Source organism: Chromohalobacter sarecensis, assembly GCF_023061135.1.
GTDB classification, from domain to species: Bacteria; Pseudomonadota; Gammaproteobacteria; order Pseudomonadales; family Halomonadaceae; genus Chromohalobacter; species Chromohalobacter sarecensis.
Window position 1 is genome coordinate 270,368 of the sequence record NZ_JAKGAN010000002.1, and the last position, 13,939, is coordinate 284,306.

The 13,939-nt window shown below is 61.7% G+C and carries 12 protein-coding genes; 8 read left to right on the forward strand and 4 right to left on the reverse strand.

All coding sequences use genetic code 11. The features are described 5' to 3' along the window. The first annotated feature begins 15 nt into the window (after nucleotides 1-15). From L1071_RS04160 to L1071_RS04170, 3 genes are all read left to right on the forward strand, one after another. On the forward strand, nucleotides 16-699 hold the full coding sequence (locus L1071_RS04160; protein ID WP_246969073.1) for a type 1 glutamine amidotransferase domain-containing protein: 684 nt from the start codon (nucleotides 16-18) through the stop codon (nucleotides 697-699). Nucleotides 700-849: 150 nt separating this feature from the next. Further along, nucleotides 850-1,404 carry a cytochrome b gene (locus L1071_RS04165; protein ID WP_246969075.1) on the forward strand — a complete coding sequence of 185 codons (555 nt, stop codon included), beginning with the start codon at nucleotides 850-852 and terminating at the stop codon, nucleotides 1,402-1,404. 60 nt (nucleotides 1,405-1,464) lie between these two features. Then, a complete protein-coding gene (locus L1071_RS04170; protein ID WP_246969078.1) occupies nucleotides 1,465-2,061 on the forward strand; it encodes a YceI family protein in 597 nt (198 codons plus the stop codon). A 60-nt stretch (nucleotides 2,062-2,121) separates the two neighbouring features. On the opposite strand, the gene L1071_RS04175 is transcribed toward L1071_RS04170, so the two are convergent. Beyond that, the gene (locus L1071_RS04175; RefSeq protein ID WP_246969080.1) at nucleotides 2,122-3,936 is read right to left on the reverse strand and encodes a sensor domain-containing diguanylate cyclase; all 1,815 of its coding nucleotides are present in this window, start codon (nucleotides 3,934-3,936) and stop codon (nucleotides 2,122-2,124) included. A gap of 231 nt (nucleotides 3,937-4,167) precedes the next feature. On the opposite strand from L1071_RS04175, the gene dkgB reads away from it, so the two are divergent. From dkgB to L1071_RS04195, 4 genes are all read left to right on the forward strand, one after another. Beyond that, nucleotides 4,168-4,983: a 2,5-didehydrogluconate reductase DkgB gene (gene dkgB / locus L1071_RS04180; protein ID WP_246969084.1), complete on the forward strand. Its 816-nt coding sequence runs from the start codon at nucleotides 4,168-4,170 to the stop codon at nucleotides 4,981-4,983. Between the two features lie 134 nt (nucleotides 4,984-5,117). After that, nucleotides 5,118-6,443 (forward strand): MATE family efflux transporter, encoded by a 1,326-nt coding sequence (locus tag L1071_RS04185; protein ID WP_246969813.1) that lies wholly within the window; start codon nucleotides 5,118-5,120, stop codon nucleotides 6,441-6,443. A 153-nt stretch (nucleotides 6,444-6,596) separates the two neighbouring features. Next, nucleotides 6,597-7,856: a D-amino acid dehydrogenase gene (locus L1071_RS04190; protein WP_246969087.1), complete on the forward strand. Its 1,260-nt coding sequence runs from the start codon at nucleotides 6,597-6,599 to the stop codon at nucleotides 7,854-7,856. A 127-nt stretch (nucleotides 7,857-7,983) separates the two neighbouring features. Then, complete coding sequence (locus tag L1071_RS04195; protein ID WP_246969090.1) at nucleotides 7,984-8,400, forward strand: NfeD family protein; 417 nt, start codon at nucleotides 7,984-7,986, stop codon at nucleotides 8,398-8,400. Nucleotides 8,401-8,491: 91 nt separating this feature from the next. Here L1071_RS04195 and L1071_RS04200 read toward each other — a convergent pair whose 3' ends face one another. The 3 genes from L1071_RS04200 to L1071_RS04210 form a co-directional block, all read right to left on the reverse strand. Then, a complete protein-coding gene (locus L1071_RS04200) occupies nucleotides 8,492-9,682 on the reverse strand; it encodes an amino acid aminotransferase (protein ID WP_246969092.1) in 1,191 nt (396 codons plus the stop codon). Next, on the reverse strand, nucleotides 9,666-10,022 hold the full coding sequence (locus L1071_RS04205) for a 4a-hydroxytetrahydrobiopterin dehydratase (RefSeq protein WP_246896640.1): 357 nt from the start codon (nucleotides 10,020-10,022) through the stop codon (nucleotides 9,666-9,668). Before L1071_RS04205 ends, L1071_RS04200 begins: the two co-directional genes overlap by 17 nt. Nucleotides 10,023-10,102: 80 nt before the next feature. Then, nucleotides 10,103-12,076, reverse strand: a complete 1,974-nt coding sequence (locus tag L1071_RS04210) for a RecQ family ATP-dependent DNA helicase (protein ID WP_246969095.1) — start codon at nucleotides 12,074-12,076, stop codon at nucleotides 10,103-10,105. Nucleotides 12,077-12,256: 180 nt separating this feature from the next. Between L1071_RS04210 and L1071_RS04215 the strand changes: the two genes are divergently transcribed. Then, nucleotides 12,257-13,867 carry a BCCT family transporter gene (locus tag L1071_RS04215; RefSeq protein WP_246969097.1) on the forward strand — a complete coding sequence of 537 codons (1,611 nt, stop codon included), beginning with the start codon at nucleotides 12,257-12,259 and terminating at the stop codon, nucleotides 13,865-13,867. Nucleotides 13,868-13,939: the final 72 nt, after the last annotated feature.

Consider the following 13,939-nt stretch of genomic DNA (forward strand, 5'->3'; position numbering starts at 1 on the left):
CCCAAGGAGGCTCGCATGAAGATTCTGATGATACTGACGTCGCACGATCGCATGGGCGATACCGGCCACGCCACGGGCTTCTGGCTCGAGGAGTTCGTTGCACCGTACTACGTGTTCAAGGATGCGGGCGCGGAGCTGACCCTGGCGTCGCCTCAAGGTGGGCAGCCGCCCATCGACCCCACCTCTACGCAACCCGATGCGCTGACCGAGGAAACGCGCCGCTTCGAGGCGGATAGCGAGGCTAAGGCGCAGTTGGCCAATACGCGCAAGCTGGCCGAGGTGCGCGCCGATGATTACGATGCAGTCTTCTATCCCGGTGGCCATGGCCCGCTGTGGGACTTGACCGAGGATCGTCATTCCCAGCAGTTGATCCACGACTTCCTTGTGGCGCATAAGCCGGTCGCCGCAGTCTGCCATGCGCCTGCCGTGTTGGTGAACGCGCATGGCGCTGACGGCCAGTCGGTGGTCAAGGGCCATCGTGTGACAGGGTTCTCCAACAGCGAAGAAGACGCCGTGGGGCTGACCGAAGTCGTGCCCCTGCTGGTGGAAGATGCTTTGAAGGCAAAGGGTGGCCACTATGAGCGTTCCGCTACCGATTTCGCGCCTTTTCAACTGCGTGATGGCTTGTTGATTACCGGTCAGAACCCGGCCTCCAGTGCGCCGACGGCCAAGTTGCTGCTGGAGGCGCTGATAGGCTGACACTACCTCTCGATTCTTACACGCTTTTCTTATAATGGCTCGCTTTGGCGGGCCATTATTTCTTTTTGGTTAATGATGCCTTTCCTCGATACGTCCTGGCGTGACGCGCGATAGCCATTATGCTGAAGGCATGACTGGCGGAGAGACACGATGTGGCGTAATTCGGTACACGGCTGGGGCTTGCCCAGCATTCTCTTGCATTGGCTGAGTGCCGTGCTGGTCGTGTCGCTCTTCGTGCTGGGCTGGTGGATGACCGGCCTTGGCTATTACGATCGCTGGTATCAACTGGCACCGTGGTGGCACAAGTCGCTGGGCCTGATGCTACTGGGATTGACGCTGCTGCGGCTAGCATGGCGCTTGAGCCAGCCCACGCCCGAGGCACATGGCGTGTCTTGGGAGCGAATGCTGGCGCATGCCGGCCATGGCCTGCTCTATGTCTTACTGTTGACGGTGATGCTCAGCGGCTACTTGATCTCCACGGCCGAAGGCCAAGGCATCAGTGTGTTCGGCGTCTTCGAAGTCCCCGCATTGCTCAGCGGTTTGCCCCGCCAGGCAACTCTGGCGGGGGAGGTGCACTGGTACGTAGCTTGGGCATTGATAGTGCTCGCCGTGGGTCACACGCTGGCCGCGGTTAAACATCATATTCTCGATCGCCGGGACACCTTGCGTCGCATGTGGTGGCCCGGCGGATCTCGACGTCAATGAGTTCGATATCCGTGGCGGAAAGCCGCCACTTTAGTACTTCAATCCTTCAAGGAGATGATGATGTTCTCGAAATCGCTACTCAAGACCGCGACCAGTGCCGCCCTCGGTGCTGCCGTACTATTGCCCATGGCCCAGGCCAACGCCGCCGATTACAAGATCGACAGCGAAGGGCAGCATGCCTTCATTGAGTTCAAGATCAGCCATCTTGGCTATTCCTATGTGCTCGGCAGCTTCGAGGACTTCACGGGAACATTCAGCTACGATGCCGATGCCCCGGAAGAAGCCAGTGCCAATGTCGAGATCGACGTGAACAGTCTCGATAGCCACCACGCCGAGCGTGACAAGCACATCCTGAGTGACGACTTCCTCGATGCGTCGCAGTACCCCACCGCGACGTTCGAATCCACCAGTTTCGAATCGACCGGTGATGGCGAGGGAGAACTCACAGGTGATTTGACGCTGCATGGCCAGACGCAGTCGATCACCATCGATGTCGACCACATCGGCGGCGGCGACGACCCGTGGGGCGATTATCGCGATGGCTTCGAGGGGGAAACGACGTTGACGTTGTCCGACTTCGGCATCGATACCAGCAAGTTGGGGCCGACGGCGTCCACCGTTGACATGTACCTGGTGGTCGAAGGTATTCGCCAGTAATTCGCCATGCATGATCGAGCTTGAATCGCCCCGCCTCGTGCGGGGCGATTCACGTTGGGCTCAGTCTTGAGCAATTGCCAGGCGGTTGCGCCCGCTTTGCTTGGCCTCGTAAAGCGCCATATCCGCGTGATGCAGCAGGGTTTCGGCGTACTCGCCGTGCTGGGGGTAACAGGCGAGCCCCAGAGAGACGGTAACGCGAAGCGGTGTTGCGTCATCCAGGGGAATGTCCAGCGCGGCGACCTGCTGGCGAAGATGCTCGCCGCGTTGCCGTGCGGCGGACAGGCCGGCGCCGGGCATGATGATCACGAATTCCTCGCCGCCGTAACGGCAGACGATGTCGCCGCGCCGGACGTTGTCGCTCAGGAGATCGGCGACCTCGATCAAGGCTCTGTCCCCGAAGGCATGACCATGGTCATCGTTGATCGGTTTGAAATGGTCGATATCCAGCATGAGGACCGACAAGGGACCGGGCTGACGTTCGGCACGCGCCAGTTCGCGCATCAAGGTATCGTCCAGGAAGCGGCGATTGTAGAGGCCGGTCAAGGCGTCACGGATGCTGGCCTCCTCGAGTTGCTCGCGTAGTCGCACATTGCTTAGCGACAGTGCCATATCCTCGGCAGCGCCTTTGGCGAACTCGGCTTGAGGATCGCCGTTTCCCGCCTCGTCGGGAGCGCTGGCAAGATGCAGGTGGAGTATACCTACCGGCCCCCCCGTACCTTTCAGGGGAATGCAAAGATGCCGTCCGGGGAATGCGGTACGCAGGTGCGAACAAACTTCCGCATCGTGCGCCACGGGAAGAGTGACATCGCGTATTCCGCCATCGTTCAGGGTCAGGCATTCGTCTCCATCGACATCGCCTTTGTCCTCGCCCCACTGGCAAATGCGATGGGGAGCAGCAGTGTGTGCATCGAGGCACCACAAGGTGCCGCCGAGAGTGTTGGCAAAAACCGTGGGTAACTGGTCGCGGAGCGTCGACTGCGCTTCCTGCGTGCTGCGGCAGGCTTGCAGGGCTTCGACAAGATCATGACGCGCCCGCATATCGCGGGTTCGGTCACGCACCAGTACATTGACGCGTTCGGCGAGCTCGCGGCTGGTGCGTTTTTCGGTGGCGACCAGGGCCTCGAGGCGCGCCGCCATGGCGTTGAAGGTATTCGCCATCCAGGCGAACTCATCGCGCCCCCGGAGCGCTACCCGCTGGCTGAGATCCCCCGCGACCATGCGTTGTGAGCGTTGGGTGATTTCCGAAATAGCGTGGCGGGTGCGACGAAACAGCGGCCACCAGGTCAGCAGGGCGCTCGCCAGCGCCAGCAAGATGCTCCATACCATGATGTGCTGCGCGCGTTTCGCGGCATCCTGACTATCGGCCTGGCGTGTATGGAGGGCGTCCTGCTCGGTATCGATGAAGGCCCCCATGACGGTGCGGAAGTCATCGACCAGGCGTTTGCTGGCTTTATCGGCTATAGGAGAGAGTTCGGTATTGTCGTTACGCGTCTTGATGATGCTGTCGGTGGCGACGTCTTTTATCCATTGTCGGAAGAGCTGGTTGGCCTGCACGAGGCGTTGATATTGTGTTTCGTCATTCGAGGCCTCGTGCAGGTGTCTCAGGGTGCGCGGAAAAGCGCTCAAGGCGCGCTGATAGGGCGCCAGGTAAGTGCCATCATGGGTCAGGGCATACCCGCGTTGACCGGTTTCGGCGTCCATGAACAGGCGCATCAAGTGATTGGCATCGGCGATCACCTCGAGGGTCTGGGCGACGCTGCGTGCCGTGCGCTGCTCGACCTGGGACGCCTGATAGAGGGCGAGACAGCCCGTCATCATGATCATGAACGGCACGATGGCGGCGACTATCATGCGTATGTAGAGCGAATGAGGCATGAGGCGGAGCTTCCTCAAGGATGTAACTACTGGTTACGTTAAGCTTGATCATAAGGGGATGCAGTGGCCAATCTCAATGCGATCTAGCATGAGGCGGGTGTTGAAAGTCAATTTAACGGTCCCCAACTCCTTTGGAAGTACGAGAGATAGAAGTACGACAGATCGCCTGACACTATGTTTCATATTGTAACTAGGTTTTTTGTACTTTTTGCCATCTGACAAGGAGTCACCATGCTGAATCAACGTACGTTGCCCCGTATCGGTCTGGGGACTTTTCGCCTCAAGGATCAGGACGTCATCGACTCGGTCATGTCAGCGCTGTCACTCGGTTACCGGCATATCGATACCGCTACGTTCTACGATAACGAGCGCGCCGTGGGTGAGGCGCTCAAGCAAAGCGATGTGCCCCGCGACGAGATTTTCCTTACCACCAAGGTGTGGTGGGACCGTCTGCAGCCGCAGGCATTGCTGGAGAGTCTCGAAGAGAGCTGCCGGCAACTCGGTGTCGAATACGTCGATCTAGCGTTGGTGCACTGGCCGTCGCCCGGCGACGAGGTGCCGATGGCCGATTACATCGGCGCCTTGAATCAGGCGCGCGAGAAAGGCCTTACGCGCGAGATCGGCGTCTCCAATTTCACGGTGGCCCAGCTCGATCAGGCGCTCTCGGTCCCCGGCGGTGAGCACCTGATCACCAACCAGATCGAAGTGCATCCCTTCCTGGCCAACCGCACCGTAGTCGAGCATTGCCACGACCTGGGCCTGCAAGTCACCGGTTTCATGCCGCTGGCGGTGGGCAAGGTGATGGACGAGCCCGTGCTCAAGGACATTGCCGAGGCGCACGGCGCGAGTCCGGCGCAGATCGCACTGGCCTGGGTCGCGGCGCGCGACATCGTGGTGATCCCGTCGTCCACGAAGCCCGAGCACCAGCAATCGAATCTTGACGCGATGGCGATCACCTTGAGTGCCGACGAGATGGCGCGTATCGATGCGCTGGATCGCGGTGAACGCATCGCCAACCCGGACTTCGCGCCCGACTGGGATACCTGAATCGTCATCACTCACGAAGGCGCTTTTTGCTAGTAGCCTGTTAGACTTGTCGCCCCCGGTATCGAGCGATACCGGGGGCGCCCTGTTTGATACCTTGACCGTTGACTCATAAAGAGGTTTCCGTGACGGAATCCATGTCCTCGCTGCGTCGCCAGCTGTGGCAGCAGACCTGGCCCATGGCCATTGGTGTGCTCTCGCTGCTGGGCTTTCAGCTTGTCGACAGTGCTTTTATCGCCCGTTTGGGCACCCAGCCGCTCGCGGCGCAATCCTTCACCTTTCCGCTGTCGTTTCTGATCATCGGCGTGCAGGTGGGACTAGGTATTGCCATCGCGGCGCTGATCTCGCGCACCCTGGGTGCCGGCGATACAGCGCGTGCCAGGCGCCTGGGCAGCCTGGTGCTGGTCGGTGGAAGCGCATTGATGGCATTGCTGATGCTGATCATGTGGGCTGCGCAGACGCCGATCTTCACGCTGCTGGGGGCCGATGTCCCCACGCGGGAGCTGATTCGCGGCTACTGGGCCCCGCAGTTGGTGGCTAACTGGCTGGGGGCGGTGCTGTATTTCGGCTATAGCCTGTTTCGGGCGCACGGCGATACGCGCTTGCCCGGCAAGCTCATGGTGCTGACCAGCCTGATCAATCTGGTCCTCGACCCTTTGCTGATCTTCGGCGTCGGCGACTGGTCGGGCTGGGGGCTACCTGGCGCGGCCTGGGCGACGGCGTTGGCGTTTGCCATCGGCATCTGGTTTCTGGTGGTGCGCTTGCGGGCCCACGACTGGCTGGCGCGTAGTGGGTTGCGCGAGGAAATGCGGGCTTCGGCCGTGCCATTCATGGCGATTGCCGGACCTGCGATGATCAGTCAGTTGATGCCGCCGCTCTCGGCGATGCTGGCGACCTCGATCGTTGCCAAGCTGGGCGAGACCGCTGTTGCGGCCTGGGGCCTGGCCAGTCGTCTGGAAACGCTGTCGTTGATGGTGGTGCTGGCGCTGACCATGTCGCTGCCGCCCTGGCTGGGGCGTTGTTACGGCGCCGGTGACTGGCCGCGCATCGATGCCTTGATGAGGCTGGCGGTGCGCACGGCCGTGATCTGGCAACTGGCGCTGGGGTGTGTCATGGCACTGGCGGCGCCTTGGATAGCGGTCGCCTTGTCGGGCAATCCGGAAATACGCGATGAACTCGCAACATTGATTCGTTGGCTGTTACCCAGCTATAGCCTGCTGGGCCTTTGCATGCTGGTGGTGTCCGCTTCCAATGCGCTGGGTTGGCCGGTACGCGCCATGTTGCTGTCCTTCATGCGCTTGTTCGTGTGTTACTTGCCGTGTCTGGCGGTGGGCGCCTGGCTGTCGGGGATCTTTGGCGTCGCCTGGGGAGCTGCGCTGGGCAACGTGCTGGCGGGCGGTCTCGCCTGGGGTATCTTCCGGCGCTCCCTGACGCTGCGTATGGCGGCCCATAGCAATACTTGAAAACGCCGTTCTTTAAGTCGTAAAGACCAGATGATGGATAAAAATCGATTCCATCATCTGGTCATGAAACTGATTACCCCATAATTTTCTAGCCTCTCCATCCTATACTGGCGCTTCGCTTCGCATCCAATCAGCGCCAAGCAGGGGAAGGCCATGCACGTACTCATTCTCGGCAGTGGTGTCGTCGGTGTCACCAGCGCCTATTACCTGGCATCGCAGGGGCACGAGGTCACGGTGGTGGATCGCCAGGCGGGGCCCGCCATGGAGACCAGCTATGGCAATGCCGGTCAGGTCTCCTTCGGTTTTTCCTCGCCCTGGGCGGCCCCGGGCATCCCGCGCAAGGCGCTCAAGTGGATGTTCCAGGAACACGCGCCGTTGAAGATTCAGCCCAAGGCCGATCCTGCCATGGCGCGTTTCATGATGGCGATGTTCAATAACTGCACGCCCGAGCGCTACGCCGTCAACAAGGAACGCATGGTGCGGGTGGCCGAATACAGCCGGCAGTGCATCGACACCTTGCGCCGCGACACGGGCATCCGCTACGAGGATCGTCAACGCGGGCTGCTGCAGCTCTTTCGTGACGATTCCCAGGTCGAGGCGGTCGCCAAGGACATGCGCGTATTGAGCGATTGTGGCGTACGCCACCGGCTGCTCGATGCCCAGGAAGTGACCGCCGTGGAACCGGCGCTGGCGCGGGTGCCGGGCAAGTTCGTGGGCGGACTTCATCTGCCGGACGATCAGACCGGCGATTGCCATCTGTTCACCCAACGTTTGGCCGATTATTGCCGCGAGCAGTTGGGCGTCGAGTTCCGTTTCAATGTCGATATCCAGCGCATCGAGCGTCAGGCGGGTCGCGTCGAGCGCGTCATGACTTCGGCGGGCGCGCTGAGTGCCGATGCGTACGTGGTGTGCCTGGGCAGTTTCTCGCCGCTGCTGGTCAAGGACCTCGATATCCGCTTGCCGATCTACCCGGTCAAGGGCTACAGCCTGACGCTGCCGGTGATCGACGACGGTGGTGCGCCGCAGTCCACGGTGATGGATGAAACCTTCAAGGTGGCTATCTCGCGCTTCGACGACCGGATCCGCGTCGGCGGTACCGCTGAGTTGGCATCCTACGATTTGAGCCTGCTGGAAAAACGCCGTGCGACCATCAGCATGGTGGTGCGGGATGCCTTTCCGGAAGGCGGCGATATGGCCAAGGCTGAGTTCTGGACCGGCCTGCGACCGATGACGCCGGATTCGACGCCGATCATCGGCGCCACGCAGTATGACAACCTGTGGCTCAATACCGGACATGGCACTCTGGGCTGGACGATGAGTTGCGGTAGCGCGCACTTGCTGGCCGACCTGATGGCGGGGCGTCGCCCGGAAATCGACCCCCAGGGGCTGGGTGTGGCGCGTTACGCTGCGTGACCCATTCCGTAGGGAATCCCTGCGCGCTTCGCTTGTCCAAACTCGCATCAGACCCGGTCTATCCGTCCCGGGTCCATCCATACCGGGTACTCTTGAGAGTGCGATGAGAGCCATTGAGGAGGCAGCGATGACGATTCGCTCGGGCGGGCGTGCCGCAAGCGCCGGCATGCTGGCGTTGTTATTGAGCAGTTCGGTGATGATGAGTGGGGCGGTACTCGCCCAGGACGAGACCGCGCCATCCTCGGACCAGAAGGGCCAAGCGACCGAGGCAGACGAGATCAGCGAGGAGGCGACCGGGGTCAGCGATGAAGAGGCCAGTTTCGGTCAGGGCGGTGCACAAACTCCGCTCGACCAACGCCGCAATGCGGTGACCTTCGATCAGATGGATGTCGACGAGGATGGTGTGCTCAGCGAAGAGGAAGCACGCCAGGCCGACCGGCTCGATTTGTTCGAACGCCTCGACGAGGGTGATGGCGAGGTGACGCGGGAGACGTTTCGCGACGAAGTCGGCTCGGACACGCTACCCGACGCTCAGGAGAAGTGAGCGTCAATAAGTAAGCGCACAATAAAACGCCCGTCATGCGTGTGCATGACGGGCGTTTGTGTACCGGGATTTTTTTCTCGGCCTACGTATCTCAGCCCACGACGGTGGCGATCGCCTTGGCCACATAGGGCAGGTTTTCCTGCGCCAGACCGGCGACGTTGGCCCGGCCGGAGCGCACCATGTAGATGCCGAACTCGTCGCGCAGGCGGTCGACCTGTTCCGGGCTCAGGCCGGTGTAGGAGAACATGCCGCGCTGCTCGGCGATGAAGGCGAACCGTTCGTCCAGCCCGTAAGGCTTGAGCGCTTCCACGAAATCGCGCCGCAGCCCGTTGATGCGGTCACGCATCTCGGTCAGTTCCTCACGCCACACGCTGGCCAGCGCCTCGTCATGGAGGATCTCGGCGACCACTGCGCCGCCGTGGGCGGGCGGATTGGAGTAGTTCTCGCGGGCGACGATGGCCATCTGCGAGCGGACGTTCTCCATCTGCTCGCCATCACGGGCGATCATGATCATGCAGCCGGTACGCTCGCGATAGACCCCGAAGTTCTTGGAGCACGAGCTGGTGATCAGCACTTCGTCGAGATTCTCGGCCAGCAGGCGCGGCCCGTAGGCGTCGGCATCGAGGCCATCGCCGAAGCCTTGATAGGCGAAGTCGACCAGCGGCAGCAGGCGGCGCTCGCGTACGACCTCCAGCACGCGTTGCCATTGCTCGCGTGACAGGTCGAAGCCCGAGGGGTTGTGGCAGCAGGCGTGCAGCAGCACCACATCGCCTTCGGGAATCTGCTGCAGGGCGCCCAGCATGCCGTCAAAGTCGAGACGGTTGTCGGCGTCCACGTACGGGTACTTCTTCAGCTCGACGCCCGCCGCATGAAAGATACCCAAGTGGTTGGGCCAGGTGGGATCGGAGACCCAGATACCCTTGCCGGGCAGTTGCGACTTGATGAAGTCCGCCGCCAGACGCAGCGCGCCCGTGCCGCCGGGGGATTGCGTAGCGCTGGCGCGGTTGGCGGTCAGCACGGGTGAATCCGCCCCCAGGACAAGTTCGAGTACCGCCTGGCCGTAACGCGGATCGCCGTGCGAGCCGATATAGCTCTTGGTCGTCTCGTTGCTCAGCAGCCGCGTCTCGGCCTCCTTGACGGCCCGCATGACGGGCGTATTGCCGTGCGCGTCACGGTAAACGCCGACCCCCAGGTCGACTTTCTGGGGATTGGGATCCTTTTTGAAGGCTTCGATAAGCCCGAGGATGGCATCCCCGGGTACGCGTTCAATCTGCTCGAACATGGGACTGAGCTACCTCGTCGGTTCTGGCGGCCATGATGAAATCGTTTTGATGCAAGCCCTTGATCTTGTGCGACCACCAGGTAACGGTGACTTTGCCCCATTCGGTGGTCAGCGCCGGGTGATGACCTTCTGCCTCGGCGATATCGCCCACCTGGTTGGTGAACGCCAGGGCCTGCTTGAAGTTGCGGAACGTGAATTCACGCTCCAACTGCATGATGCCATCGCGCTCCACGATCCGCCACTCGGGAATCTCCGCACCGAGGCTATGCATTTCCCCTTCGCTGACGGTGGGGGCGTCGGCGCTGCAGGCTTCGCACTTCAGTTCGGCAAGCTCGCTCATGGTGTTTTTCGCCTCCTTCGAGTGATTTATATCAGTGTAGAAGCCAGCGCCGGGGCGGGCCTACCGTAACGAAACATGATTTACGACTCGATCGAAGATGTGGCCATCACGGCCGCGTGAATCTCCGGATAGGGCCAGTCTTCCAGCGCCGCGAAGCCTTCGAGCTGGCGTGCCTTGAGCCGCGTCAGCACGGGGTTGGTGAGCCCCGCGAGAAAGCGTGTGAACAACGCGGCACTGGGTGGCGGTGCATCTGACAGCGCGGTTAGCCGTTCATGCAGCGGCGCGCACAGCGAGGCTACCTGGCGCGGGTCGAGCGGTGCGCGCGTTGTGTCTGCCGGCCACTGCGCGACATGGCCACGACACACTGAGCAATGGCCGCAGTGCTCGGGCGCATTGGCGTCGCCGAAATAGTCGGCCAGGCGCCGGCTGAGACAGGTCGTCGACTCGAACAACGACAGCATGGCCTGCAGGCGTTCGATCTCGGCGCGCTCCTTGTGCTGAAAATACGCCGTTAGCCGTTCGGCTAGCAGGGGTACATCGACCTCGCTGGACAGCACGGCGTAGACCTCGGTCATCTGCTTGCTTTCGAGCTGAATGAACCCTTGGTCGTTGAAATACTCCAGGGCGCTGATGACGCGGCCGCGTGAGGTATCGAGGCCGCGTTCGGCGCCGAGCGTCGCCAGCGCATCCTGATCCAGCTCGCACCAGGTCCGTGCGCGGGGCGAGGCATCGATCAACGCGGCGACGAAGTCGCGACGCTCACCACTGAAACGCTCGATCAGCGCCGTGGGGTCGAGCAGATACTTGAAGCGGTACTCGGCGAAATAGGCATAGCGAGGCGCGATGATGCCTTCGAGCTCGAGCCTCACCAGCAGCGTCTTGAGCGGTAGCGGCCGAATGTTGCTGTGCTGCGAGAGCGCGTTGAGGCGTACCTCCCATTGGCCGTGGGGCGCGGCATCGCTGATGTCGCGCAGCACACGTTCGATGCCGTCGCGCTCCGGGGTATCGCCGTAGACGAAGTTTTCCAGCGCCCCGAGGGCGTCGCGTCCGCCCAGCATCAGGCACTGAGACGGTTGGCCATCGCGCCCGGCGCGGCCAATCTCCTGGCTGTAGTTCTCGATCGACTTGGGCAAGTCGAAGTGCACCACGTTGCGGATATCGGCCTTGTCGATGCCCATGCCGAAGGCGATGGTGGCGACGATGCAATTCACCTCGCCGCTCATGAAGGCCTGTTGCAGCGTATCGCGGGTCTGGCTATCGAGCCCGGCGTGATACGCCCGCGCGTCGATGCCCGCCTTGCCGAGATAGGCGGCCAGGCGCTCGGCGGTCTTCTGCAAGGTGACATACACGATGCTCGGCTGCGGCGGTGTCTGCGCCAGGCGAGGGCCAAGCCACTCGGCCAGGGTGCGAGCGCGTCGGTCGGCGGCGGTGGGCCATACTTCGAGCTCGAGGTTGGCGCGGTAGAAGCCGGTGGCGGTGACGTCTTCGGCGTCGATGGCAAAGCTTTCACGCATATCCTCGATGACGCGGGGCGTCGCCGTGGCAGTGAGCAACAGCGCCTGAGGAATGGCAAATTCGCGCTGGTAGTCGGGCAGCTTGAGATAGTCGGGGCGAAAGTTATGGCCCCATTCGGAGAGACAGTGCGCCTCGTCGACGACCAGTAGCGACACCGGCACCTGGCGCAGGAAGGCACGGAAACGCTCGTTCTTGAGGCGCTCCACCGAGATCATCAGGATGCGGATCTCGCCTTGCTTGACGCCACGCATCACCGCCGAGGCCTCCTCGCGGGTCTGGCGCGAATCGAGACTCGCCGCGGCGATGCCGTGACGCGCCAGAAAATCGAGCTGATCCTGCATCAGTGCGAGCAGCGGCGAGACCACCAGCGTCAGATTTGGCAGATGCAGGGCCGGCAACTGATAGCACAGCGACTTGCCGGAGCCCGTAGGGAAGATGGCCGCCGCCGAACGTCCCTGGGTGACAGCCTCCACCACCTGGCGTTGGCCGGGGCGAAAATCGGCGTAGCCGAAGACGCGTTGCAAGGTTTCCTGAATCATCGATCGCTCTCGCTGCAGAACTGAGTATGGCCGGGATATCGCGAGCGTGGCGATTGGCAGATGCCTATTCTCGCATATCGTCGGGGTCGGTGATGCCGGGAAGGCGTGTGCCATTCGACGCCGTGCCCGTCTGCTTCTACGGTATTCCTAGAAGGACAACAAAAGATAAAGGAATAACCCATGGAAAAACTGGCGCGTAGACTCGGGCTGCAAACCGATCCGACCATATTCTTCGTGTCGGCCGGCATCATGGTGGTCTTCCTGATCGCCCTGCTAGTGGCACCTGAACCCATCGGTGCTGCCTTCGGGGCCGGACGAACCTGGATCGTCACCAATCTTGGCTGGTTTTTCATCTTCGGGGTGACCAGTTGGGTGGTGTTTCTGCTGTGGGTAGCCATCAGTCGTTTCGGCGCAATTCGCCTCGGCGGCAATGATGCCAAGCCGGCTTATGGCAATGTCTCCTGGTTCACCATGCTGTTTGCCGGGGGCATCGGCACGGTGCTGATGTTCTGGGGGGTGGCCGAACCCATGTCGCATTTCGCCAACCCGCCGCGGCCGGATGTCGAGGCCTTCTCGGTGCAGGCCGCCGACGACGCCATGGGGTTCGCGATCTATCATCTGGGACTGCACACCTGGGCGATCTTTACGCTGCCCGGGTTGGCATTCGCGTATTTCATCTACCGCTATGACCTGCCGATGCGCTTTTCCTCGGTGTTCTATTCGTTGATCGGCGATCGTATCTACGGGCCACTGGGTAAAGCGCTGGATGTCTTCGCGATTCTCGGCACCCTGTTCGGTGTGGCCGTGTCGATCGGTCTGGGCACTCAGCAGATCAATGCCGGCTTGAGTGAGCTGCTCGGTGTCTCCAATGGCGTCATGCCCAAGGTCATCATCATCGCCGTTCTAACGACGGTGGCGGTGTGTTCGATCGTGGCGGGTCTGGACAAGGGCGTGAGGGTGCTGTCCAACATCAATATCGGCATGGCCGTCGGCTTGATGCTGTTCGTGCTGGTCACCGGGGCGACCGTGTTCCTGCTGCGCTCGATCATCGAAACGGTCGGCATCTACGTCTCCAACATCGTGCCGATGGCGTTCTGGAACGATGCGCTGGCGCAATATACTCACGAAGAGGGAGGCTGGGGATGGCAAGGAGGATGGACCGTCTTCTATTGGGCGTGGACGGTGACCTGGTCGCCTTTCATCGGCATCTTCGTGGCGCGTATCTCCCGCGGCCGCACGATCCGTGAATTCGTACTCGGTGTGTTGTTCGCCCCGTCGATATTTACCCTGGTGTGGTTCGCGATCTTCGGCTGGTCGGCAATGCAGATCGACGGTATCGGCGAAGATGCACGTGCGGCACTCGGCGCGCAGGCCGGGTCGCTGTCTACGGCAGTGGAGGAGAGCATTCCGCTGGCGATGTTCGCCTTTTTCGAGAACTTCCCGGCGGCGACGCTGATTCAGGGCCTGGCGGTGGTCATCGTGGCGATCTTCTTCGCCACCTCGTCGGACTCAGCCTCACTGGTCGTCGATATGCTGTGCACCGGGACGCCCGAGCCGGGCCCCTGGCATCAGCGGGTGTTCTGGGGCGTGTCCGAAGGTATGCTGGCCGCGATGTTGATCGTGCTTGCCGGCGATGCCGGGTTGACCGCCTTGCAGCAGGTCATCACCGTCATTGGCCTGCCGATGTTCATCCTGGTGTTTGCCATGATGTTTGCGCTGCTGCGGGGCTTGGCCCACGAGAATCTCAGTGAAGTGACCGTCGGCAAGCCGCCGCGAGCTGACGATCTGTAAGCAGGCTGGGGTAGAAGAGAACGGGGACTGTCCGATGTGAGTGAGCGGGCGCCCCTCGCAATGGAAAGCGTG

Bases quoted from the DNA above. Each gene is read 5' to 3' on its own strand.
- L1071_RS04160 (WP_246969073.1), top strand. From the start codon at position 16: ATGAAGATTCTGATGATACTGACGTCGCACGATCGCATGGGCGATACC.
- L1071_RS04165 (WP_246969075.1), top strand. From the start codon at position 850: ATGTGGCGTAATTCGGTACACGGCTGGGGCTTGCCCAGCATTCTCTTG.
- L1071_RS04170 (WP_246969078.1), top strand. From the start codon at position 1,465: ATGTTCTCGAAATCGCTACTCAAGACCGCGACCAGTGCCGCCCTCGGT.
- L1071_RS04175 (WP_246969080.1), bottom strand. From the start codon at position 3,936: ATGCCTCATTCGCTCTACATACGCATGATAGTCGCCGCCATCGTGCCG.
- dkgB (WP_246969084.1), top strand. From the start codon at position 4,168: ATGCTGAATCAACGTACGTTGCCCCGTATCGGTCTGGGGACTTTTCGC.
- L1071_RS04185 (WP_246969813.1), top strand. From the start codon at position 5,118: ATGTCCTCGCTGCGTCGCCAGCTGTGGCAGCAGACCTGGCCCATGGCC.
- L1071_RS04190 (WP_246969087.1), top strand. From the start codon at position 6,597: ATGCACGTACTCATTCTCGGCAGTGGTGTCGTCGGTGTCACCAGCGCC.
- L1071_RS04195 (WP_246969090.1), top strand. From the start codon at position 7,984: ATGACGATTCGCTCGGGCGGGCGTGCCGCAAGCGCCGGCATGCTGGCG.
- L1071_RS04200 (WP_246969092.1), bottom strand. From the start codon at position 9,682: ATGTTCGAGCAGATTGAACGCGTACCCGGGGATGCCATCCTCGGGCTT.
- L1071_RS04205 (WP_246896640.1), bottom strand. From the start codon at position 10,022: ATGAGCGAGCTTGCCGAACTGAAGTGCGAAGCCTGCAGCGCCGACGCC.
- L1071_RS04210 (WP_246969095.1), bottom strand. From the start codon at position 12,076: ATGATTCAGGAAACCTTGCAACGCGTCTTCGGCTACGCCGATTTTCGC.
- L1071_RS04215 (WP_246969097.1), top strand. From the start codon at position 12,257: ATGGAAAAACTGGCGCGTAGACTCGGGCTGCAAACCGATCCGACCATA.